Source organism: Pseudomonas sp. D(2018), from assembly GCF_005502555.1.
In the GTDB taxonomy this organism is placed as follows: Bacteria; Pseudomonadota; Gammaproteobacteria; order Pseudomonadales; family Pseudomonadaceae; genus Metapseudomonas; species Metapseudomonas resinovorans.
Map to the genome: position 1 here is coordinate 15,655 of NZ_SCOK01000014.1, position 22,228 is coordinate 37,882.

Sequence of the window (22,228 nt, forward strand, 5' to 3'; positions counted from 1 at the left end):
AGAGGAGACTCGCTTATGAGCATTACACGGACAGCTTTACCCCTTCTTCTTGTGACCAGCTTGCTGACCGGCTGCGCCGGCTTGCAGAAAACCGACTGGCCCAAGTGCGCTGCAGTAGGGGGTGTGGTAGGTGCGGGACTGGGTGCGATTGAAAGCAGTACCTATGCTGGCTGGGGCGCCCTGATCGGCGCGGGTACTGCAGCCGCCTATTGCTGGGTTCATGGCGATGGCGACGAAGATGGCGATGGTGTGCTTGATAGCCGCGACAAGTGCCCTGGCACTCCGCCCGGTACCCAAGTGGACGCCGATGGCTGCCCGCTCAAGGTAGAAGAGCCGGTGGTCGAAGAGGTCGTCGAGCATGAAACCATTGTTGTCCGCGACCTGCTGTTCGCATTCGACTCCGCCAAGCTTGACCCGGCCGACGAAGCCAAGCTGGACACCGTTGCCAGTCGCCTGAAGAACGAAGCCCCCGACGCCAAGCTGACCATCACTGGTCACACCGACAGCGTTGGCTCCGATGCCTACAACCAGAAACTCTCGGAGCGCCGTGCTCAATCGGTTGCCGACTATCTGGTGAGCAGTGGTATCCCGGCTTCCAACATCCTCAGTGTGGGTGGTGCGGGTGAAAGCCAGCCGTTGGCCGACAACGCCACTAAGGACGGTCGTGCGATGAACCGTCGAGTGGAAATCCAGATCGACCGCTAAACCCCAGGGAAATCCACGGCGTACGCCTTGTGCGCCGTGGTCTCCGGGTCTTAACTCCTGTGTTACCGGTTTGGCCGGTGGCACAGGAGAATCATCATGGGCAAGCAGCTTCCCCGGGTTGCGATTTCCCTTCTTCTGGTCAGCAGTTTCCTGTCTGGTTGCGCCTCCACGTCCAGTGACGGCAGTGCGGCGTTGAATCAGGGGAATTGGCCAATCTGCAGTCTGATCGGTGGTCTGGTGGGCGGTGGCCTGGGTGCCATCGAGAGTTCCGCGTGGGCGGCCGGCGGTGCCGCAGCCGGCGCGATTGCCGGTGGACTCATCTGTTATGCCCAGGATGGCGATGCCGATGGCGACGGCGTTTTCGATCGCCGTGACAATTGCCCGAACACACCATCCGGTTTGACTGTCGACTCTCGCGGCTGCCCGGAGCGAACCTACCCACAAGCGCCTGTCGAAGCCCCGCCACCCCAGGATGAAGTGATCGTACTCAGCGACATGGGCAATGTGCTCTTCGCCTTCGATTCCGCCGAGCTGACCTCCACGGCCAAGGAGCAACTGGTGGCCATTGCCAACCGCCTGACCGGTGCCAATCTGGTCAGCGTCAAGGTGGTAGGCCACACCGACAGCACCGGGGCCGACGCTTACAACCAGGGATTGTCCGAACGCCGGGCGCAGAGTGTGGCGGATTTCCTGGCGAGCGAGGGCGTGCCGGCCGGCAAGTTGACGGCTGAGGGCATGGGCGAAAGCCGGCCCGTGGCGGACAACGGAACGGATGCCGGACGTGCGCAGAATCGCCGGGTAGAAATCCATGTTGATCGCTGAATGACGCTTACACCCGAAACCTAGGGGCCGGCCCCAGTCCCACGCTTATCCCGGCGACGCTCTGGTGCGCCGCCGGCCTTCGGCGTATGTTCCGCAAAACTAAAACAATGCTAGGGGGAAGGCATGCGTCTAATCATGGGGCTGGGCAAGCTGGTTGCCCTGTTGTTCTGGCTGGTGGTGATCGCCAATCTGATCTCACCTTTCGCCAGGCCATTCGAGATGCTGCTGAACGGTGCCGGGTTGTTGCTGATCCTGGTGCACCTGTTCGAAATCATGCTGTTCAATTCGCTGCTTCGCGGCCGTGCCAGTCCCTGGCTGGATCGCATGCAACTGCTCCTGTTCGGCGTTTTTCACCTGCTCAGCATTCCACGTCACGCCGCCAAGGAGGCCGGTCATGCGTAAGTTTTGCCTGCTGGCGGTCCTAGTCGCGCCGATGGCCTTGGCCCAGGGTCAGGTGAAAGTGGATGCCCACAACTTCCTCAAGCTACCGCAGAGAGTAGGCAGTCTCAGCCTCGATCAGGTCGAGGTTGCCGACCACGCTACGCTGCTGATCCCGGCGGGTGTCACCGAGCTGAAGATCGGTGAACTGCGCATGGGGCGCGACGCGCGTCTGGGCATTGCGCCATCCGCGCAGGCGTTCCGCCTGGAAGTGCAGCGAGGAGAGATCGGCACCGGTAGCCATATCACGGCATCGGGTGCGGCCGGCAGCATGAACAGGCTGGCCAGCGCTGGCCGTAACCTCGATCTGCGCCTGGTGGATGTCCGTGTGGACGAGATCACTCTGGACGTGCGTGGCGGCATCGGCGCGCCTGGTCGTCCGGGGCTGGATGGCGCCGATGGTGACGCGGCTGGATGCCTGTGGGGCCAGGCAGAGCGGGGCTGGGATGGCCAGCCCGGCGAGAATGGCGAAACGGGTGGCGCCGGTGGCCAGGTGCGCCTGGAAGTGCCTGAAACCTTCCCGGTGGAGCAGGTGCGCGTCCGCCTGGAAGGCGGTGCCGGTGGTGCGCCGGGCGAGGGGGGCGCGGGTGGGCATGGCGGAGCCAGCAAGGGCTGTCTGCTCTACAAGGCTGACGGCGCCAGGGGTGGACGCGCCGGGCAGCCCGGCCACCCCGGTGCTGCCGGCGCTACCGGCAGCCTCAAGGTCGTACGCTTCTGAGCGAGAGATGGCGCACAGGGACGTGCGTCTGAATTCAGAAACTGGGGCGGATGGCGACAATCGTCACCAGCGCCAGCCCGATCAGCAGATTGAACCCCACCACCCGGCGGATGCGACCCAGCACCGCACCACCCTCCGGCCAGTTCTCGGCATTCACCGCCGTGCGCAGCTGCGGCAGCAGCAGGGCGCTGACCCGCAGGAACAGCGCCAGCATCGCCACGTACAAGCCAATCATCATGTGCACGTAGCGCGGCGCCGCTTCCATGCTGGCGTACGACAGGTGCAGCATACCGACCCCGGTAAAGGGCAGTACCAGCACCGCCGGCCATACCCATTGGAAGAAACGGCGGAACACGTCCAGCCACAGGCGTAGTCGGGCCGGGGGTTCCAGGGTGGTGACGGCGGCCGGCCGCAAGATCATCCAGGCGAAAAACATGCCGCCGACCCAGATCAGGGCGGCCAGCAGGTGCAGGGCGTAAAGGGCAGCGTGGGCAGTCATCCGGTGAACTCCATTCGGCGGGCAAAATAAGGCGCGCTATCATAGCCGCCCTGTTAAAGTACTGAAAATTTATCCAGCTCCCGCCTTCATTACTGTCCATGCTCAGCACCGAACTCAAGTCCCAGATCCAGGGCGCCTACAGCCGTTTTCTCGAAGCCAAGGGGCTCAAGGCCCGCTATGGCCAGCGCCTGATGATCGCCGAAGTGGCCAAGGTCCTGGGCGCTATCCCTGTCGACGACGAAGGGCATCGCGAGGGCGAGCCCGCGGTGGTAGCGGTGGAAGCGGGGACGGGTACCGGCAAGACGGTGGCCTACAGCCTGGCGACCATTCCTGCCGCCAAGGCCGCGGGCAAGCGCCTGGTGATTGCCACCGCCACCGTGGCCCTGCAGGAGCAGATCGTCCACAAGGACCTGCCCGACCTGATGCGCAACAGCGGCCTCAACTTCAGCTTCGCCCTGGCCAAGGGCCGTGGTCGCTACCTCTGCCTGTCCAAGCTCGACATGCTGCTCCAGGAAGGCCAGGCGCAGAGCGCCACGGCGCAGTTGTTCGAAGACGAAGGTTTCAGGATCGACGTCGATGAGAAGGGCCAGAAGCTGCTCAACCAGATGATCGAGCGCCTCGCCGGCAATCGTTGGGACGGTGATCGCGATTCCTGGCCCGAAGCCATCGAGGACCCGGATTGGGCCCGTGTCACCACCGACCACAGCCAATGCACCAAGCGCCATTGCCCGAACTTCCAGCAATGCGCCTTCTATAAGGCGCGGGAAGGCATGACCAAGGTGGATGTGATCGTCACCAACCACGACATGGTGCTGGCGGACCTGGCCCTGGGCGGCGGTGCCGTGCTGCCGGACCCGCGCGACACGCTTTATGTATTCGACGAAGGCCACCATCTGCCGGACAAGGCCATTGGCCACTTCGCCCATTACACCCGCCTGCGCTCAACCGCCGACTGGCTGGAGCAAGTAGCCAAGAACCTGACCAAGCTGTTGGCGCAGAACCCCTTGCCGGGTGACTTCGGCCGCCTGATGGAAGGCGTGCCGGAGCTGGCGCGGGAGATCCGTACCCACCAGCAGTTCATGTTCAACGCCTGTGAGGAAATCGCCGACTTCCGTGCCGGCGAGGACATGGAAGGTCGCGACCGCCCGCGGCACCGATTCGAGGCCGGCGTCGTACCCGAGCACCTGCGGGAACTGGGCATCGAGTTGAAGAAGGGCTTCTCCAGGCTGCATGACGTCTTTACGCGGCTCACCGAACTGCTCAAGGAAGCCATGGACGGTGAAGCCAGCATCGGCATCGCCAGCCACCAGGCCGAGGAGTGGTATCCGCTGTTCGGCAGCTTGCTGTCCCGCGCCCAGGGCAATTGGGAGCTGTGGACCGCGTTCACCGCCGAAGACCCGGAAGACAGCCCGCCGATGGCGCGCTGGCTGACTCTGGCCGAGAGCGGTGCCTTGCATGACATCGAGGTCAACGCCAGCCCGATCCTGGCGGCGGAGACCCTGCGTCGCAACCTGTGGAACGTGGCCTACGGTGCCCTGGTAACCTCCGCCACCCTGACCGCCCTGGGCAAATTCGACCGCTTCCGCATGCGCGCCGGCCTGCCCAAGGTTGCCGTCACCGCCGTTGTACCGAGCCCGTTCCATCACGCCGATGCCGGTCTGCTGCGGGTGCCTGATCTCAAGGCCGACCCCCGCGATGCCGCTGCCCACACCGCGGCTATCGTCCGTGAGCTGCCTGACCTGGTAGAGGGAGCGCGCGGCACCCTGGTGCTCTTCGCCTCGCGCCGGCAGATGCAGGACGTGTTCGAAGGCCTTGAGCGTGACTGGCGCAAGCGCGTGCTGATCCAGGGCAACCTGTCCAAGCAGGAAACGCTGAACAAACACAAGGCGCGGGTGGACGATGGCGAGTCCAGCGTGCTTTTCGGCCTGGCCAGCTTCGCCGAGGGCGTCGACTTGCCGGGCGCCTATTGCGAGCACGTGGTGATCGCCAAGATTCCCTTCGCCGTGCCGGACGACCCGGTGGAAGCGGCGCTTTCCGACTGGATCGAGGCTAGAGGCGGCAATCCCTTCATGGAGATCGCCGTCCCCGATGCCTCACTGCGCCTGGTACAGGCATGCGGTCGACTGCTGCGCACCGAGGCAGACCGCGGCACCATCACCCTGCTGGATCGACGAGTGGTCACCCAGCGTTACGGTCGCGCCATCCTGGATGCCTTGCCGCCGTTTCGTCGCGAGATCGCCTGAGCGCCCTGAGCTCGACAGCCCGCCCTTGACGCTGTGCTCCCCCCATCTGCGATGATGCCGGGGTTTTGCGGGTGCCCCGTGGCATCCGCCTCGCCCGCTTCGTTTTGTCGCACCCATGGCGAGAGACGAACTTACTGCGGTCTATGCACTGCATTCTCTTGGGAACTCCGGTCCGATGCTTTCGACATCCAAACACCCCCTTCTCCTGGCCATCCTTCTCGGGCTGTCGGGAATCCCCCTGGCTGCCCAGGCAGAGACCCTGTTCAATTTTGTCCGTCCGCTGGACGCCGTGCAGGTGACCACCCAGGACGCCAGCCTGCCGAGCGTGACCGCCGAATCGACTGCCGATGGTGAGATCCTGCGCCGGCTCACCTTCAACGTCGCCGAGAAGCCCAGCCTGCGCCTGACCCCGCAGAGCGGCAGCTGGGACTGGTCCAAGGCTGAGGCCATGAGCCTGCGTATCCAGAGTGCGCAAGACTGGGCGATCACCCTGGACGTTGCCATCGAGAGCACCGACGGCAAGGTCCTGACCACCCAGGTGGCGCTGCCGGCCGGCCCGGCGCAGACCCTGCTGGTGCCCCTGGCTGCCACTTCGCCCAATGCCCATGGCATGCGCGCGGCACCTCCAGTGCCCTGGACACGCGACGGCCAGCGGTCGCTGCCTGCCACGTTGGTCAATGGTGGGTTGGACCGCAGCAAGGTCGCGTCCGTGACGCTTTCCCTGAACCAGCCGAACGCCGCCCAGAACGTGCTGCTTGGACGCTTCGGCACGGTGGAGGACGACCAGCAGGATGCCCTCTATGACGGCCTGATGGACGCCTATGGCCAGTACGCCCGCGCTGATTGGCCGGGCAAGGTGAAGAATGACGAGCAACTGAAGAAGGGCGCCGAGGATGAAGCGAAGCAGCTCGCCGGCTGGACGGCCAAGCTGCCGCAGCAGGATGTCTATGGCGGTTGGCTAGGCGGTGAAACCTTCGAAGCCAGCGGCTTCTTCCGGACGGAGAAGCGCAATGGCCGTTGGTTCCTGGTGACGCCGGAAGGCCATCCGTTCTTCTCTCTGGGCGTGAACGCAGTGACCCCCGGCCTGAGTCAGACCTACGTCGAGGGCCGCGAAGCCATGTTCAAGGCGCTGCCCAAGGACAACGAGCCCCTCGCCACTCACTTCGGCAAGGGCGACGACCGCGCCGAAACCGACGCCAACAAGGGCCGCGCCTTCAACCAGGGTCGTTGGTACGACTTCTATGGCGCGAACGTCGAGCGCACCTACGGCGGCAATGATCCTCAGCGTTGGATCAGCCACAGTCTCGACCGTCTCAAGGCCTGGGGCTTCAATACCGTCGGCAACTGGAGTGATCCGGCCTTCAACAACAGCCAGCGCATGCCCTACACCTTGCCGCTCTCCATCCATGGTGACTACGCCACCATCAAGACCGGCTTCGATTGGTGGGGCGGCATGCCCGATCCCTTCGATCCGCGCTTTGCCATGGCGGCGGAGCGAGCCATTGCCATTGCCGCCCGCGACCACCGTGACGACCCCTGGCTGCTTGGCTTCTTTGCCGATAACGAACTGGCCTGGGGCGGCCACGGTGAAGACCCGAAAGCGCGCTACGCCTTGGCCTATGGCACCCTGCGCCTGACCACCGACGTGCCCGCCAAGCGTGCCTTCCTCAAGCAATTGCGCGACAAGTACCGCAATCAGGCGGGCCTCTCCAAGGCCTGGGGCATCGAGCTGCAAGCATGGGAGCTGATGGAGGACCCGGGTTTCGAACCGCCGTTGCCGAATCCCGAACACCCGGCCATCGAGGAAGACTTCCAGCGCTTCCAGCGCTTCTATGCCGACACCTACTTCAAGACCATCGCTGACTCGATGAAGTGGCACGCGCCCAATCACATGCTGCTGGGGGGACGCTTCGCTGCCACCGTGCCCGAGGCCATCGAGTCCTGCGCGCAGTACTGCGATGTCATCAGCTTCAACCGCTACACCCGCGAGCCGCAGCATGGACTGGACATGGACCTGCTGCGTCGTCTGGACAAGCCGCTGATGATCACCGAATTCCACTTCGGCTCCCGTGACCGTGGCCCGTTCTGGGGTGGCGTTGCGGAGGTCTACAAGGAAGAGGAACGCGGCGCGGCCTATGCCAACTACCTGAAAAAGGCCGCCGAGGAACCGCTGATTGTCGGCGCACACTGGTTCCAGTACCTCGATCAGCCGGCGACAGGTCGCCTGCTCGATGGCGAGAACGGCCACCTGGGGCTCGTCGCTATCACCGACCGTCCCTGGCAGGGCTTTGTCGATGTCGTGCGCAAGGCCAACCTGGGCCTGGCAGCCGGTATCAACAAGCAGGTGGAGCCGAAGGCGCCGGCCAAGCCTGCGGCAGCGCAGAAACCGGCCGCGCCAGTGAAAGAGGCCAGTCAACCCAAGGACGCACCGGCGGAGCAAACCAAGGCCGAGGAGCCCGCCCAGCCGGCGGCGCCCCAGCAGGAGGAAGCCGGGAAGCCCTGATGGGCGACCCGTCTTCGGCACGGTTCACAAGGGGCGGCAAGGCTGGAACAATGCCGCCTCCATTCATTTTTCAGGAGCAACCCGGTGCAGACCCAGGGCTATTTCGACTTGCGCTTCGAGGCGGCGAGAGACGCGTTCGCCGAACTCTTCGCTGACCCGCAGGAGCGCGGGGCCGCCCTTTGTGTGCAGGTGGGTGGGGAGACGGTGCTCGACGTCTGGGCAGGTGTGTCCGACAAGGATGGCCAGGAAGCCTGGCACAGCGACACAATCCTCAATCTGTTCTCTTGCACCAAGACCTTTACGTCAGTGACCCTGCTGCAGTTGGTAGGGGAGGGCAAGCTCAACCTGGACGCCCCAGTGGCGCGCTATTGGCCCGAGTTCGCCGCCGCCGGAAAGGAAGGCATCAGTGTGCGTCAGTTGCTCTGTCATCGCTCCGGCTTGCCGGCGATTCGAACGGCGCTGCCGGCTGAAGCGCTCTACGACTGGGACGCGATGACCGCTGCACTGGCCGCCGAAGCGCCCTGGTGGACGCCGGGAAAAGCCCACGGTTATGCACCCATCACCTACGGTTGGCTGGTAGGCGAGCTGATTCGTCGTGCCGATGGCCGTGGTCCGGGGGAATCCATCGTGGCGCGTGTCGCCAAACCCTTGGGACTGGATTTCCACGTCGGCCTGGCGGATGAGGAATTCCACCGCGTGGCCCACATCGCCCGCGCCAAGGGCAACATGGGCGACGCGGCAGCGCAGCGGCTGCTCAAGTGCATGATGACCGAGCCGAATTCACTTAGTACCCGCGCCTTTACCAATCCCCCGTCCATCATGACCAGCACCAACAAGCCGGAATGGCGGCGCATGCAGCAGCCGGCGGCCAATGGCCACGGCAACGCGCGCAGCTTGGCTGGCTTCTATGCCGCCTTGCTGGACGGCCAGTTGCTGGACTCGGAACTGCTCTCCGAACTGACCCGGGAACACAGTCAGGGCGAAGACCTTACCCTGCTGACTGCCACCCGTTTCGGCCTCGGCTGCATGCTCGACCAACCGGACGTGGCCAACGCCACTTACGGCCTGGGCCGTTACGCCTTCGGCCATCCCGGTGCTGGTGGCTCCACCGGCTTCGCTGATCCGGAGCGCGAGCTGGCGTTCGGCTTCGTCACCAACACCCTCGGCCCCTATGTGCTGATGGACCCTCGCGCACAGAAGCTGGCGCGAGTGGTCAAGGACTGCCTGGGCTGAGCCACTCGTCAGATAGACTGTTTTTTTCTTTGCTGATTAAAGGCTTGCCGCCAGAATTTAAGCCAGATTGTGAAATTAAATCGCCATCATCCCGATGTTGGCGTGCGGCCTTCAGCGACTACGGAATCCTGCCCATGAAGCTGTTCAAGATATCCACCTTGATCCTCTGCATGTCTGCGTCCGGCTGCAGCATGCTTGGCCACCAGAAGGCCGAAGCCCCCGCCCAACCCGAGAAGGTTGCTTCTGGCAGCCACGGGTGGTGGCCGTTTGGCGGTGAAGCAAAAGCCAAGGCACCGAAGGTGGCCAAGGTGGACGTCAAGGCCACCCAGGCATGGCTCGACCAGTACGAACCGCGCCTGCGTGAAGCCGCGAAAGACAGCAAGCTGGAAGTGGAGCGCCGCGAGAACGTGCTGGTGGTGATCCTGCCGGTTGACCCATCGTTCAATCCGGATCGCCCGAGCATGCTCCTGCCCGTTACCCTGGGCCCGATTACCCGGGTGGCCAAGCTGGTGGAAGGCGATCCCAAGACCGCGGTGCTGGTGCTCGGCCACGCCGATACCTCCGGCAAGGATGAGACCAACCGCAAGATCAGCCAGGAGCGTGCCCAGTCCGTGGCCGCCATCTTCCGCCTGAGCGGCCTGCAGCGTGATCGCCTCTCCCTCAAGGGACTGGGTTCGGATATGCCGCGCGCGGCCAATGACAGCCAGCAAGGCCGTTCGCTCAATCGTCGTGTCGAGATGGTCCTGACGCCGCAAGCCACACTGGTTGCGCTGCTCGCCCAGTACAACACACCGGCCAAGCCGCAGCAGTCGGGCAAGGCCGAGCAGGTGGTTGCGGCAGATCAAACCAAGTAGGCCGGGCTTGGGTAAGCTATTGGCTTTCCGACCACAGGACCGCCAATCATGACCCAGACCCTGGCCGATATGCGCCGTGACTACACCCGTGACGGGCTCAGCGAGGAGCAGGCTCCCGCCGAGCCTTTCAGCCTGTTCCAGAGCTGGTTCGGCGATGCGGTGAAGACCGAGCAACTGCCAGTCGAGCCCAACGCCATGACCCTCGCCACGGTGGATGCCGAAGCCCGACCCCATTGCCGGGTGTTGCTGCTCAAGGGCCTGGATGAGCGCGGCTTCACCTTCTTCAGCAATTACGACAGCGCCAAGGGCGAGCAGCTCTCGGCCAATCCCTTTGCGGCCATGACCTTTTTCTGGCCGGCCCTGGAGCGCCAGGTGCGCATCGAGGGAAGGGTAGAGCGAGTGACGCCAGCTGAATCCGACGCCTATTACCAGGTGCGCCCGCTGGGTAGCCGCCTGGGGGCCTGGGCTTCGCCGCAGAGCCGGGTGATCAGAGATCGTGTCGAGCTTGAGTCACTGCTGGCGCAGGCTGAACAACGTTTCCTCGACACGGCGCCCAGTTGTCCGCCGCATTGGGGCGGCTATCGCCTGCTACCCGAGCGCATCGAGTTCTGGCAGGGGCGGCCAAGTCGCCTGCACGACCGCCTCAACTATCGACTTGTCGACGGTGCCTGGGTGCGTGAGCGCCTGGCCCCCTGAACAGGCTCAGCCCTGCGCCTGGTAGCGATCGGCTGCCTGGCGCAGCCAATCCGGAAGCTGGCGCCGCTTGATGCCGGCCTCACGCGCCAGCGCCAGTTGCTCCAGCATGAAGGCCTGCTTGGCCTTGTCGCCTTCAGCCAGGGACAATGCGAGGTCGCGATCCATCCAGCGCTTGATGCGTACATAGAGCCACCAATGGAAGTACAGCCCGGCGGCGGTGGTGATTACGATGATGAAGTAGTCCATGGGCTAACCTTGGGTTACATGGGGCGTGGGAAATTTCCCAGGCTGCTGTCAGAAAACTGAATTCCGGCTGAACGAACCCTGAGTAGTTTGCCTGTTCGAGTGACAGCCTCCGCGGCGCGGAGTCTAATGGATAGGTACTCAATCCTGGAGGAAATGCTATGCGTAAACCCGTCCTGCTGGTCGCCTCTTTCACGGCAGTGGCACTGGCATTGGGTGGCTGTCAGTCGAGCCTGACCGGTGACACCTATTCCCGTGACGAGGCTCGGCAAGTGCAGACCGTGCGCATGGGCATGATCGAATCCCTGCGCCCGGTGAAGATCGAAGGTACCAAGACGCCAATCGGCGCCGGTGCCGGTGCGGTGGTCGGCGGTATTGGCGGCAGCACCATCGGCGGTGGCCGCGGCAGCGCGGTTGCAGCGGTGATTGGCGCGGTCGCGGGTGGCCTGTTGGGTGCTGCGGCTGAAGAGGGCATTACCCGTACCCAGGGTGTAGAAATCACCGTACGTGAGGACGATGGCTCGATGCGCGCCTATGTCCAGGAAGTCCAGCCCAACGAAATCTTCCGCGTTGGCGAGCGCGTGCGCATTCTGACGGTCAACGGCACCAGCCGCGTCGCCCACTGAAGCTAAGCTGCCCCAATCGGGACAGCTTGTTCGTTCCCGTCCAGTCCCGAAAAGAAGGCGACAGCGCCATTGGCCTGTCGCCTTCTGGTCTGGGCGCTATTCGGCGTTACTAGCGTTTTGAAATAATTCAATCTATCGCGATGAATCGATAGTAATGGATAATCGCTGGGTTTTTCGCTTGCCATTTCCGTGACTTGGAAGGAAATGGCGCTGACCTAGGGGAGATATGGATGATCCTGGCGCTCATTGTCGCGCTGCCTTTTCTCGGGGCGCTATTTCCGCCACTGGCCGAGCGCCTTGGTCGTTCCGTATGCGCGGGTGTTGCCGCGCTGGTGCCGCTGACCGGCCTCATCCTGCTGCTGGCCCAGACCGACAGCGTCTTCGCTGGCCATACACTGACATTCGTCCAGCCCTGGCTGCCGGGGTTCGGCCTCAGTTTCAGCTTGCGCCTTGACGGGCTGGGCTACCTGTTCGCCCTGCTGATTCTCGGCATCGGCCTGCTGGTCATCCTCTACGCCCGCTATTACCTGTCGAAGGAAGAGCCCATGGGGCGCTTCTTCGCGTTCCTGTTGCTGTTCATGGGCGCGATGCTCGGCGTGGTGCTGTCCGAGAACCTGCTGCTGATGCTGGTGTTCTGGGAGCTGACCAGCTTGTCGTCGTTCCTGCTGATCGGCTTCTGGGGCTATCGCTCCGACGCGCGCAAAGGCGCGCGTATGGCCCTGGCGGTGACAGGCGGCGGTGGCCTGGCGTTGTTCGCCGGGGTGCTGCTGGTGGGGTACATCACAGGTAGCTTCGAACTGACTCAGGTGCTCGCCGCGGGCGAGCAGATCCGCGCCCACAGCCTCTACCCGGTGGCCCTGGTATTGGTGCTGCTGGGTGTGTTTACCAAGTCCGCGCAGTTCCCGTTCCATTTCTGGCTGCCCCACGCCATGGCGGCACCCACGCCGGTGTCGGCCTATCTGCACTCGGCCACCATGGTGAAGGCCGGGGTGTTCCTCCTGGCGCGCCTCTACCCCGCATTGGCCGGCTCCGACCTCTGGTTCTATCTGGTCAGCCTGAGCGGCCTGGCGACGTTGCTGTTCGGTGCCGGCATGGCCCTGTTCCAGCATGACCTCAAGGGCTTGCTGGCCTACTCGACCATCAGCCACCTGGGCCTGATCACCCTGTTGTTCGGCCTCGACTCGCCGTTGTCCAACGTCGCTGCGGTGTTCCACATCATCAACCATGCCACGTTCAAGGCCTCGCTCTTCATGGCGGCAGGGATCATCGATCACGAAACCGGCAGCCGTGACATGCGCCTGATAAACGGGCTGTGGAAGTACCTTCCGCACACGGCCGTGCTGGCGATGGTGGCGTCGCTCGCAATGGCCGGTGTGCCGTTGCTCAACGGCTTCCTCAGCAAGGAAATGTTCTTCGGCGAAACCTTGCAGCAGGACCTGTTGGGTAGCTTCAGTTGGGTGGTGCCAGCGGCAGCGACCCTGGCCGGGGTATTCTCGGTGGCCTATTCGCTGCGCTTCGTCCATGACGTGTTCTTCAATGGCGAGCCGGTGGCCCTGCCCAAGTTCCCACCCCACGAACCTCCGCGCTACATGAAGGTGCCGGTGGAGATCCTGGTGTTTCTCTGCCTGGTGGTTGGCATGCTGCCGGGCTACACAGTGGCGCCGTTGCTGGCCGCCGCAGCCTCCGCGAGTCTCGGTGGCACGCTGCCGGAGTACGACCTGGCGATCTGGCATGGCTTCAACCTGCCGTTGGCCATGAGCCTCGTGGCGCTGGTCGGCGGTGTGCTCGTCTATGTATTGCGCAAACCGTTGTTCCGTTGGTATGCCGATTTGCCCGACACCGACGCCAAGGAAGTGTTCGAACAGCAGGTGCAGCGCGTCACCCAGGCCGCCCGCTGGATTACCGGATATCTGGAAAACGGTTCCCTGCAACGCTACCTGGCCTGGTTGCTGGGCAGTGCGGTGGTGCTGGTGGCGCTGTCCCTGGCGCCGCTGCCGCAGATAGCCGGCGAGCGCCCACTGACTCCGCTGGATGGCATCACTGCCCTGGGGCTTGTGGTGCTGGCCGCCTCGGGCGTGTTGACGGCGATCTTTCATCGCCAGCGACTGATTTCGCTGATGGTTCTCGGCGTGGCCGGTCTGCTGGTCGCCTTGGCTTTCGCCCGCTTTTCCGCCCCGGATCTGGCCCTGACCCAGTTGGTCGTAGAAGTTGTGACACTTGTACTGCTGATATTGGCGCTCTATTACCTGCCATCCCGAACACCGGGCGAGAGCTCCAGCCTGCGCGGCCTGCGCGACTTCGCTCTGGCCTGCGGCGTTGGGGTAATGGTGGCGTTGCTGGCCTACGCCGTGTTGACTCGTCCCTATGACGGTATTGCCGGGTTCTTCCTGGCCAACAGTGTGTCCGGCGGAGGCGGCACCAACGTCGTCAACGTGATACTGGTGGATTTCCGCGGCTTCGACACGCTGGGCGAGATCACCGTCCTGGCCATTGCCGCCGTCGGCATCTTCGCCATGCTCTCGGGCTTGCGCCTGACCAATCCCACCTGTGATCCCCAGGGACGCCGATGGGCTCACGCCAAGCACCCGCTGATCCTCGAAACCCTGTCGCGCCTCCTGCTGCCGCTGGCACTGCTGATCTCGGTGTTCATCTTCCTGCGCGGGCACAACCTGCCAGGCGGTGGATTCATCGCCGGGCTGGTGACCGCCGTGGCGTTGGTGCTGCAGTACATCGCCAGCGGCATCGCCTGGGTGGACCAACGCATGCCACTGGATTACCAGCGCATGGCTGGCGCAGGTGTACTGATCGCCGCCCTCACGGGCCTCGGCAGCTGGTTCTTCGGGCGTAATTTCCTCACGTCCGCCTTCGGTCATTTCGAATTGCCGCTGGTTGGAGAATTCGAACTGGCCACCGCCATGCTGTTCGACCTGGGTGTCTATCTGACCGTTGTCGGTGCCACCCTGCTGGTGCTGGTCAACCTGGGGCGGGTGAGCCTGGCTCCCGCAGCGATCAAGGAGATTCACTGATGGAGGCGCTGTTCGCCGTTACCCTCGGCCTGCTTACCACCAGTGGTGTCTACCTGCTGCTGCGGGGCCGGACCTTTCCCGTGGTCTTGGGGCTGACCCTGCTGTCCTATGCCGTCAACCTGTTCCTCTTCGCGATGGGGCGCCTGGTCGGTGAGGCCGCGGTGCTTGGGCGTGACGTGCAGTACGCCGACCCGGTTCCCCAGGCCCTGGTGCTAACCGCAATCGTCATCGGCTTCGCCATGACTGCCTTCGTGGTGGTGCTGGCCCTGCGCGGTGTTGGCGATCTGGGCAGCGATCACGTCGACGGTCGCACCGACGAGGAGTCGGCGCCATGACGCACCTGACGATCCTGCCCATCCTGATTCCCCTGTTCACCGGCGCGCTGCTGCTGGTGCTGCCGTCCAATGAGCGTTTGAAGCGAAGCCTCTCCGCACTCGCCACCCTGGCCCTGGTGCCGCTGGCGTTGCTGCTGATGCAACAGGCCGACGATGGTCAATTGCGCGTCTACGCGCTCGGCAGTTGGCAGCCGCCGTTCGGCATCGTGTTGATGCTCGACCGCCTGGCCGCGCTGATGCTACTGGCCACCGCCGTGCTGGCCAGCGCCGCGGTGCTCTACGCCGTGCGTGGCGACGACCGCATCGGCCTGCGCTTTCATGCGCTGTTCCAGTTCCAACTGCTGGGGATCAACGGAGCCTTCCTGACCGGCGATCTGTTCAACCTGTTCGTATTCTTCGAGATCCTGCTGATTGCCTCTTACTCGCTGCTGCTGCATGGCGGCGGTGGCGAGCGGGTGAGGGCAGGGATGCACTACGTGATCCTCAACCTTGCCGGCTCGGCGCTGTTCCTGATTGCGGTGGGCTCCCTCTATGGCATCACCGGCACCCTGAACATGGCCGACATGGCTCGCCAAGTGGCCGCTGCCGGGCCGGAGAACACCCCGGTCCTGGCCGCCGCCGGGCTGGTACTGTTGCTGGTCTTTGCTCTCAAGGCGGCGCTGCTGCCGCTGTATTTCTGGCTACCACGTGCTTATGCCGCAGCCAGCGCGCCGGTGGCTGCACTGTTCGCGATCATGACCAAGGTCGGCATCTACTCCATCCTGCGTGTCTACAGCCTGGTATTCGGCCCAGGTGCCGGCGAGCTGGCCAACCTCGCCCAGCCCTGGCTCTGGCCACTGGCGCTGGCCACGGTGATCCTCGGCGCCCTGGGTGCGCTGGCCGCTACTACCCTGCAGGGACTGCTGGCCTACCTGGTGGTGGTGTCCGCCGGTACGCTGCTGGCGGCGATTGCCCTGGGTACGCCCGAGGCGCAGGGCGCGGCACTCTTCTATCTGCTGCACAGCACCTGGGTGGCGGGGGCGCTGTTCCTCCTCGCCGACCTGGTCAGCCGCCAGCGTGGCGTCAAGGCCGGCAACCTCGTCCAGGGCCCGGCGCTGCAGAATCCGGGCATCCTGGGGGCGGCGTTCTTCTTCGGCGCCATCGCCGTAGCAGGCCTGCCGCCGTTGTCGGGTTTCTTCGCCAAGCTCTTGCTGCTCCAGGCCGTGCTGCCGGGCAGCGGGGCGTTGCCGTTGTGGAGCGTGCTGTTGATTGGTGGATTCGTCAGCCTGGTGGCCTTGAGCCGCGCGGGTAGCACCCTGTTCTGGCGCACCGGTCACCAGGTGCTTGGCAGTGCCGAACTGGATAGCGGTCGGGTGTTCGCCACCCTGTTGCTGCTGGCTGGCAGCCTGGTACTGGTCGCCTTTGCCCAGCCGCTGATGGATTACGTTCAGGCCAGCGCTTTGCAGTTGCATGACCTGGACCTGTATCGCGCGATTCTCGAGGAGGCCGGAGCATGATGCGTCGACTCTTCCCTCATCCCGCCGAGAGCCTGTTGCTGCTGTTCGTGTGGCTGCTGCTGGTGGATTCCTTCGCCTTCGGCCACTGGCTGCTGGGCGCCTTCCTCGGCTGGCTGATTCCGTTCTGTTTCCAGCCGCTGCTGATCGAACGGCCCAAGCGTTGGCACCCGCTCAAGCTGATGCGTTTCCTGCTGATGGTGATGGGTGACGTGCTGGTGGCCAACTTCCAGGTGGCGCGGCTGACACTGGGGCGCGTCGAGACACTGCGTCCGGCTTTCGTCGAGGTGCCCATCGAGCTGGACAACGAAGTGGCCATCAGTGTGCTGGTGAGCGTGGTGTCCCTGACGCCGGGTTCGCTGGCGGCCGACCTCAGCGCCGATCGCCGCACCCTGCTGGTGCACGGCCTCGACGTGCCGGACAAGGCCGCCATGGTGGCCGGGATCAAGTCGCGCTACGAGGCGCCGCTGAAGGAGATCTTCCCATGCTCGCCTACGTGATACCGCTTTGCCTGGCCATGCTTGGCCTGGCGCTGTTGCTGGCCCTGGCCCGGCTCATCAAGGGACCCTGCCTGCCCGATCGCGTGCTGGCACTGGACACCCTCTACATCAACGCCATTGCCTTGCTGATGCTCTATGGCATCTGGAAGGGCAGCGACCTGTTCTTCGAGGTGGCGCTGCTGATCGCGGTGCTCGGCTTCGTCAGCACCGTGGCAGTGGCCAAGTACATGCTGCGCGGAGACATCATCGAATGAGTGGCGAACCCTTGTCCCTCTGGGCGGAAATACTCGTATCGGTGCTGCTGCTGCTCGGCAGTGCCTTCGTGCTGATTGGCGCCTTCGGCCTGTATCGCCTGCCGGACTTCTTCATGCGTCTGCATGGCCCGACCAAGGCCACCACCCTGGGGGTGGGCGGCGTGGTGGTTGCGTCGCTGGTGTTCTTTTCTGCCGATACCGACGGACTCAGCCTGCACGAACTGCTGATCAGCCTGTTCCTCTTCATCAGCGCCCCGGTCAGCGCCTACATGCTGGCCAAGGCCGCGGTCCTGCAGCAGTTGCCCCTGGACCAGAAGACCCGTGGCAAACCCTGGAACCAGTAAGCGCTACAGTTTTTCCCGCTTGCTGTGCCTGTCTGGCCTTGCGAGCGGCCGCCTAGACTGACGCTTTTCTTCCGGAGGTGAAGCATGGCGCAGCAAGGTCGACTGGTGGCGGTGGCCTGCCTGGTGCTGGCCATGGCGCTCTGGGGCAGCTCCTTCATCGCCCTCAAGCTGGCGTTCCAGGAAGTCGCCCCGCACTGGGTGATCTTTGCCCGAATGGCCCTGGGGAGTCTGGTCTTCCTGGCGGCTTGGCGCTGGCGCGGAGCCCTCGACTACCGTCCCGGTGACTGGAAGTACCTGCTCGGCCTGGCCGCTTGCGAGCCCTGCCTCTACTTCATCTTCGAAGCCCTGGCGCTGCAGCACACCAGCGCTTCCCAGGCCGGGATGATTACCGCGCTATTGCCGCTGCTGGTGGCGGTGGGTGCCTACGCGCTGCTGCATGAACGCATCACCCGCAGCACCCTGGCCGGTTTCCTCCTCGCCGTGGTTGGCGCGGTCTGGCTGAGCCTGGCCAGTGAGTCCGACGGCCATGCGCCGCAGCCACTGTTGGGCAACTTCTATGAGTTCCTCGCGATGCTTTGCGCCACCGGCTACACCCTGCTGCTCAAGCACCTGTCGTCGCGTTATTCGGCATTCCTGCTTACCGCTCTGCAGGCGTTCATCGGCAGCGTTTTCTTCCTGCCCCTGGCCTGGATCACCTCGCCGTTGCCGGAGTCCGTCAGCCCGTTGGGTATCGGCGCCATGATCTACCTCGGCACCGTGGTCACGGTGGGCGCCTACGGCCTCTACAACTTCGGCGTATCGCGCCTGCCGGCCAGCCAGGCCACGGGATTCATCAACCTGATCCCGGTGTTCACCCTGGTCTTCGCCTGGGGTCTGCTCGGTGAGCGTCTGACCAGCCTGCAGATGCTTGCCGCCGGCCTGGTCTTTGCCGGGGTGGCACTGAGCCAATGGAGAAGCGCATCCCCGGCGCCGGCCGGGGTGCTGGATTGATGGCCTTGAACAGCCGCAAGCGCACGGCTGGCCTTTACGGGGTGTCGACCGTTGACCATCCGCCCCGGCGACCCAACGGCTCACGCGTCGCCACGCTCTGTCACTGAACCCCAAGCTAGGGATTCAGCCAGGCCAGCACTACATCCAGCATCCGGTTGGCGAAGGCCCATTCGTTGTCGTACCAGGCCAGCACCTTCACCAAGTCACCCTGTACGCGGGTGTGATTGAGGTCCACCACGCAGGAAGTCGGGTAGCCATTGAAGTCGCTGGACACCAGTGGCAGCGCGTTGCACTCCATCACCCCTGGCAGCAACTCGCGCGCACCGACCTCCAGGGTGGCATTGATTGCCTCGCGGCTGGTTAGGCGTTCGGCAATGAACGTAAGGTCCAGCAGCGACACGTTTGGCGTCGGCACACGCACCGCCAGGCCATCCAGGCGGCCGGCCAGTTCCGGCAGGACCAGGCCGATGGCCTTGGCCGCGCCGGTGCTGGTGGGAATCATCGACACGGCCGCCGCGCGCGCCCGGTACAGGTCGCCGTGGCTTTTATCGAGCAGGCTCTGGTCGTTGGTGTAGGCGTGCACCGTGGTCACCAGGCCGCTGCGGATACCCACCTTGCGATGCAGCAGCATGGCCAGCGGTGCCAGGCAGTTGGTCGTGCAGGAGGCGTTCGAGACGATCTGCTGGCTGCCCAACTGCTCATGGTTGACCCCGTAGACCACCGTCAGGTCAGCGGTGTCCAGAGGGTGGGACAACAGTACCCGCGGCGCGCCGGCGGTCAGGTGCTGCTCCACCTGCGCGCGCTTCTTCATCTTGCCCGAGCATTCCAGCACAAGGTCTACGCCCAGTTGGTCCCACGGCAGGTTCACCGGGTCGCGTTCGCGCAGCAGGTGGATGATCTGGTTGTTCACTTGCAGGCGTTCGTCGTGCAGTGCGACATGGCCGGGAAAGCGGCCGAACGTGGAGTCGAAGCGGGTGAGGTGGGCGAGTGACTCGAAGTCACCGAGGTCGTTGATGGCTTCGATGCGCAGGCGCTGGTCGAGACCCCGCTCGAACAGCGCACGAACCAGCGCGCGACCGATGCGCCCGTATCCATTCAGGGCGATACGCAGCATGGTGTTCTCCTTTCCGGTTGTCCTTCACTCAGCTTAGCGATGAAGGACAAGCGAGGAGTCGCTGCAGGGCCTCAGTCGTTGCGGGCGCCGCCGAAAGACGCACAGCCACGCTGCGGTTCGCCGTCCAGGCGCAACTCGGCGGCCAGGTGCTGGACCGCGCCGCTCATGCTGTCGACGCAGCGTTGCGGCGCCACCCAGAGCTCCAGGCGCTGGCCGTTGGCCTCGCTGGACAGGTTGAAGCGACCGTCTGGCAGCTGTTCTTCCATGTAGGGCAGTGCCAGGGAGGGTTGGCCGGGGCGGTCGAGCACCAGGCCCTTGCCGCTGACGCTGACACTCCAGTCCGGCTCATGGCCGCTGGCGCGCAACAGCAGGCGCTTGAAGTTGAGGTCTTCGCAGCCATGACCTTCGCGCTGCAGGCGGTAGAGGGTATGCAGGGCCAACTGGCCGTCGGCGCCTTGCACGCTGGTCGATCCCATGCTGGCGCGAATGTCCGCGAACAGTGTGCCTGGGCCGTCCGCAGAGAGGTTGGCCGCCTCAGGCAGCAACCCGGTGGCGCCGCTGTCCACCAGGGTAAAGCGGCGTTTCTCGCCACAGGGGCTGAACATCACCTGGCCCGCGTCTACGCTCAGCTCACCCTGTAAGCGCACCAGATTAGTGGCGGGGGCGGGGGCTTTCTCGGCGAACATCTGGCAAGCGCCGAAGAGAGGCAAGAGGCTGAATAGCAAGGGGCGGGCAAAGCGCATCACGGGTCTCCTTCAGGGAGCGGCCACGTTACCGGTGCAGGACGCCCAGCTCAAGGGTGGAGAGGGCGAATGATCCAGTGCAAGCGCGTCTATGAAGCTGCCTACACCAGCGACAGCGGGTATAGGTTGATCGCCGTTGGCCCCGTGGCTGTTGCAAGGAGGCCCTGGGGCTGGCGGCATGGTTGGAGGAGGTAGCTGAGAGGCGTGCTTACCACACGCGATAGGTCTGCCCCGTTTGCGCGCCTTCCACGCTCTTGGCATAGGCCAGCGCCGCGTCGGCGGCCGGTACCGCCTTGTAGCCGCGGAAGTAGGGCCCGTACCCCGGCAGGGCTTCCTCGACCACTGTGGGGCTGACGCTGTTGATGCGCATGCCGCGCGGCAGTTCCAGTGCTGCGCTGCGCACGAAGGAATCGATGGCGCCGTTGACCATGCTGGCCGAGGCGCCGTAGCGGATCGGATCGTGACTCAGCACCCCGGAAGTGAGGGTGAACGAGGCGCCGTCGTTGGCGAACTCGCGACCGATTAGCACCAGATTGACCTGGCCCATCAGTTTGTCTTTCAGGCCGACGGCGAACTCGGCTTCGCCCATCTCCGCCAGGGCACCGAAATGCACCTTGCCGGCGGCGCTGATCAGCGCATCGAAAGGGCCGACCTGCTCGAACAGGCGGCGGATCGACGCTGGGTCAGTGATATCCGCCTGTTGGTCACCGCTGCTGCGGCCGACGCGGATGATCTCGTGGCGTTCCTTGAGTTCCTGCTCGATGGCTTGGCCGATGGTGCCGCTGGCACCGACGAGGATGATTTTCATAGGACCGGTTCCTGTGTGAGGGAAGGGATGACCGGTTCAGTGTAGAGTGCCGACTTTGGTCGATAATCCATGCAATTGGAAAACTTTGGTTTTCAAATGGAAACAATGGAACGGTATTTCCCATGAGCGAACTGGACGATCTGGCTGCCTTCGCAGTGCTGATGGACGCAGGTAGTTTCACGGCGGCATCGGAGCGCCTGGGCTGCAGCAAGGGCCAGTTGTCCAAGCGCATTCGTCTGCTGGAGCAAGGGCTGGGCGCCGCGCTGTTGTATCGCACCACCCGGCGCCTGGACCTGACCGCTGCCGGCGCTGCGTTATTGCCGGAAGCGCAGGCCCTGGCCGCCCAGGCCGAGCGCGCACGGCAGTCGGTACGTCGCCTGCAGGAGGACCTGGCCGGCTGCGTGCGGCTGACGTTGCCGGTGTCCCTTGGCGAAACCTTCTTCGATGCGTTGCTGCTGGATTTCACCCGCCAGTACCAGCAGATCCGCATCGAGCTGGACCTGCACAACGGTTATCGCGATCTGGTGGCCGACGGCTTCGATCTGGCCATCCGTTCCGGCATGGACGTGGACGAGCGACTGGTGGCCAAGCCGCTGTTCTCCCTGCAGGAAATCACCTGCGCCACACCGGCTTACCTCGCGGCCCACGGGGAGCCCCAACAGCCGGCGGACCTCGCTCGTCATCAGTGCCTTTTGAATACCCACTACAGCGGCTTCGAGGAATGGCTCTACCACCGCCAGCACCAACTGGAGCGGGTCAAGGTGGCCGGGGCGCTGGCCAGCAACCACTACAGCCTGCTGAAAAAGGCGGCCATGTCGTCGGCCGGTATCGCGCGGCTGCCGTCCTACATGATCTACGACGAACTGGCCGACGGCCGACTGGTGTGGCTGTTCCGCGACTGCCAGACGCGGCAGACCCCGGTGTTCCTGGTCCACCCCTGGCAGGGCGGCCTGCCTCGGCGCACGCAGGTACTGGCGGACTACCTGCTGGTCTGGTTCGAACGCAGCCGCCGGATGCTGGATCAGGCAGGGAACCTGTAGG

22 protein-coding genes and 2 pseudogenes are annotated in these 22,228 nt (G+C 64.3%); 19 read left to right on the forward strand and 5 right to left on the reverse strand.

Annotated elements, in window-relative coordinates:
• Nucleotides 1-15 precede the first annotated feature (15 nt).
• From FFS60_RS11430 to FFS60_RS11445, 4 genes are all read left to right on the forward strand, one after another.
• Nucleotides 16-705 carry an OmpA family protein gene (locus FFS60_RS11430; protein ID WP_028631024.1) on the forward strand — a complete coding sequence of 230 codons (690 nt, stop codon included), beginning with the start codon at nt 16-18 and terminating at the stop codon, nt 703-705.
• Between the two features lie 96 nt (nt 706-801).
• The gene (locus FFS60_RS29235; RefSeq protein WP_028631023.1) at nt 802-1,527 is read left to right on the forward strand and encodes an OmpA family protein; all 726 of its coding nucleotides are present in this window, start codon (nt 802-804) and stop codon (nt 1,525-1,527) included.
• Between the two features lie 123 nt (nt 1,528-1,650).
• Nucleotides 1,651-1,929: a DUF1145 domain-containing protein gene (locus tag FFS60_RS11440; protein ID WP_028631022.1), complete on the forward strand. Its 279-nt coding sequence runs from the start codon at nt 1,651-1,653 to the stop codon at nt 1,927-1,929.
• A complete protein-coding gene (locus FFS60_RS11445) occupies nt 1,922-2,683 on the forward strand; it encodes a collagen-like protein (RefSeq protein WP_137822023.1) in 762 nt (253 codons plus the stop codon). Before FFS60_RS11440 ends, FFS60_RS11445 begins: the two co-directional genes overlap by 8 nt.
• Nucleotides 2,684-2,717: 34 nt before the next feature.
• On the opposite strand, the gene FFS60_RS11450 is transcribed toward FFS60_RS11445, so the two are convergent.
• On the reverse strand, nt 2,718-3,182 hold the full coding sequence (locus tag FFS60_RS11450) for a CopD family protein (RefSeq protein ID WP_028631020.1): 465 nt from the start codon (nt 3,180-3,182) through the stop codon (nt 2,718-2,720).
• Between the two features lie 98 nt (nt 3,183-3,280).
• Here FFS60_RS11450 and dinG point away from each other — a divergent pair, with 98 nt between their 5' ends.
• The 5 genes and pseudogenes from dinG (at nt 3,281) to pdxH (ending at nt 10,711) form a co-directional block, all read left to right on the forward strand.
• Complete coding sequence (gene dinG / locus FFS60_RS11455; protein ID WP_028631019.1) at nt 3,281-5,425, forward strand: ATP-dependent DNA helicase DinG; 2,145 nt, start codon at nt 3,281-3,283, stop codon at nt 5,423-5,425.
• A 175-nt stretch (nt 5,426-5,600) separates the two neighbouring features.
• Nucleotides 5,601-7,928 (forward strand): beta-galactosidase, encoded by a 2,328-nt coding sequence (locus tag FFS60_RS11460; protein WP_137822024.1) that lies wholly within the window; start codon nt 5,601-5,603, stop codon nt 7,926-7,928.
• An 84-nt stretch (nt 7,929-8,012) separates the two neighbouring features.
• Complete coding sequence (locus tag FFS60_RS11465; protein ID WP_137822025.1) at nt 8,013-9,161, forward strand: serine hydrolase domain-containing protein; 1,149 nt, start codon at nt 8,013-8,015, stop codon at nt 9,159-9,161.
• 191 nt (nt 9,162-9,352) lie between these two features.
• A pseudogene (locus tag FFS60_RS11470) lies at nt 9,353-10,012 on the forward strand (OmpA family protein); the annotation flags it as partial.
• 51 nt (nt 10,013-10,063) lie between these two features.
• Entirely contained in the window at nt 10,064-10,711 is a 648-nt protein-coding gene (gene pdxH, locus FFS60_RS11475; RefSeq protein WP_137822026.1) for a pyridoxamine 5'-phosphate oxidase, read from the forward strand.
• 6 nt (nt 10,712-10,717) lie between these two features.
• Here the strand turns inward: pdxH and FFS60_RS11480 are convergent, their stop codons facing one another.
• A complete protein-coding gene (locus FFS60_RS11480; protein WP_028631014.1) occupies nt 10,718-10,957 on the reverse strand; it encodes a hypothetical protein in 240 nt (79 codons plus the stop codon).
• Between the two features lie 158 nt (nt 10,958-11,115).
• On the opposite strand from FFS60_RS11480, the gene FFS60_RS11485 reads away from it, so the two are divergent.
• The 8 genes from FFS60_RS11485 (at nt 11,116) to FFS60_RS11520 (ending at nt 18,522) form a co-directional block, all read left to right on the forward strand.
• Nucleotides 11,116-11,580: a glycine zipper 2TM domain-containing protein gene (locus FFS60_RS11485; RefSeq protein ID WP_028631013.1), complete on the forward strand. Its 465-nt coding sequence runs from the start codon at nt 11,116-11,118 to the stop codon at nt 11,578-11,580.
• 230 nt (nt 11,581-11,810) lie between these two features.
• Entirely contained in the window at nt 11,811-14,606 is a 2,796-nt protein-coding gene (locus tag FFS60_RS11490; protein ID WP_137822027.1) for a monovalent cation/H+ antiporter subunit A, read from the forward strand.
• Nucleotides 14,606-14,941 (forward strand): Na+/H+ antiporter subunit C, encoded by a 336-nt coding sequence (locus FFS60_RS11495; protein ID WP_028631011.1) that lies wholly within the window; start codon nt 14,606-14,608, stop codon nt 14,939-14,941. Before FFS60_RS11490 ends, FFS60_RS11495 begins: the two co-directional genes overlap by 1 nt.
• Nucleotides 14,938-16,437 carry a monovalent cation/H+ antiporter subunit D gene (locus FFS60_RS11500; protein WP_137822028.1) on the forward strand — a complete coding sequence of 500 codons (1,500 nt, stop codon included), beginning with the start codon at nt 14,938-14,940 and terminating at the stop codon, nt 16,435-16,437. The genes FFS60_RS11495 and FFS60_RS11500 overlap by 4 nt, the downstream gene beginning before the upstream one ends.
• On the forward strand, nt 16,434-16,934 hold the full coding sequence (locus FFS60_RS11505) for a Na+/H+ antiporter subunit E (RefSeq protein WP_137822029.1): 501 nt from the start codon (nt 16,434-16,436) through the stop codon (nt 16,932-16,934). Before FFS60_RS11500 ends, FFS60_RS11505 begins: the two co-directional genes overlap by 4 nt.
• A complete protein-coding gene (locus FFS60_RS11510) occupies nt 16,919-17,188 on the forward strand; it encodes a K+/H+ antiporter subunit F (protein ID WP_028631008.1) in 270 nt (89 codons plus the stop codon). Before FFS60_RS11505 ends, FFS60_RS11510 begins: the two co-directional genes overlap by 16 nt.
• Nucleotides 17,185-17,532: a Na+/H+ antiporter subunit G gene (locus tag FFS60_RS11515; RefSeq protein WP_137822030.1), complete on the forward strand. Its 348-nt coding sequence runs from the start codon at nt 17,185-17,187 to the stop codon at nt 17,530-17,532. Before FFS60_RS11510 ends, FFS60_RS11515 begins: the two co-directional genes overlap by 4 nt.
• Before the next feature lie 84 nt (nt 17,533-17,616).
• The gene (locus FFS60_RS11520) at nt 17,617-18,522 is read left to right on the forward strand and encodes a DMT family transporter (RefSeq protein WP_137822031.1); all 906 of its coding nucleotides are present in this window, start codon (nt 17,617-17,619) and stop codon (nt 18,520-18,522) included.
• Between the two features lie 115 nt (nt 18,523-18,637).
• Here FFS60_RS11520 and gap read toward each other — a convergent pair whose 3' ends face one another.
• Nucleotides 18,638-19,636, reverse strand: a complete 999-nt coding sequence (gap, locus tag FFS60_RS11525; RefSeq protein ID WP_137822032.1) for a type I glyceraldehyde-3-phosphate dehydrogenase — start codon at nt 19,634-19,636, stop codon at nt 18,638-18,640.
• A 71-nt stretch (nt 19,637-19,707) separates the two neighbouring features.
• Nucleotides 19,708-20,379 (reverse strand): COG3650 family protein, encoded by a 672-nt coding sequence (locus FFS60_RS11530; RefSeq protein ID WP_028631004.1) that lies wholly within the window; start codon nt 20,377-20,379, stop codon nt 19,708-19,710.
• A gap of 134 nt (nt 20,380-20,513) precedes the next feature.
• Between FFS60_RS11530 and FFS60_RS29430 the strand changes: the two are divergent.
• A pseudogene (locus FFS60_RS29430) lies at nt 20,514-20,603 on the forward strand (DUF488 domain-containing protein); the annotation flags it as partial.
• Here the strand turns inward: FFS60_RS29430 and FFS60_RS11535 are convergent.
• Nucleotides 20,588-21,187 carry a short chain dehydrogenase gene (locus tag FFS60_RS11535; protein WP_137822033.1) on the reverse strand — a complete coding sequence of 200 codons (600 nt, stop codon included), beginning with the start codon at nt 21,185-21,187 and terminating at the stop codon, nt 20,588-20,590. The pseudogene FFS60_RS29430 and the gene FFS60_RS11535 overlap by 16 nt on opposite strands.
• A gap of 122 nt (nt 21,188-21,309) precedes the next feature.
• On the opposite strand from FFS60_RS11535, the gene FFS60_RS11540 reads away from it, so the two are divergent.
• Entirely contained in the window at nt 21,310-22,227 is a 918-nt protein-coding gene (locus FFS60_RS11540; RefSeq protein ID WP_137822034.1) for a LysR family transcriptional regulator, read from the forward strand.
• The last annotated feature ends 1 nt before the right edge of the window (nt 22,228 follow it).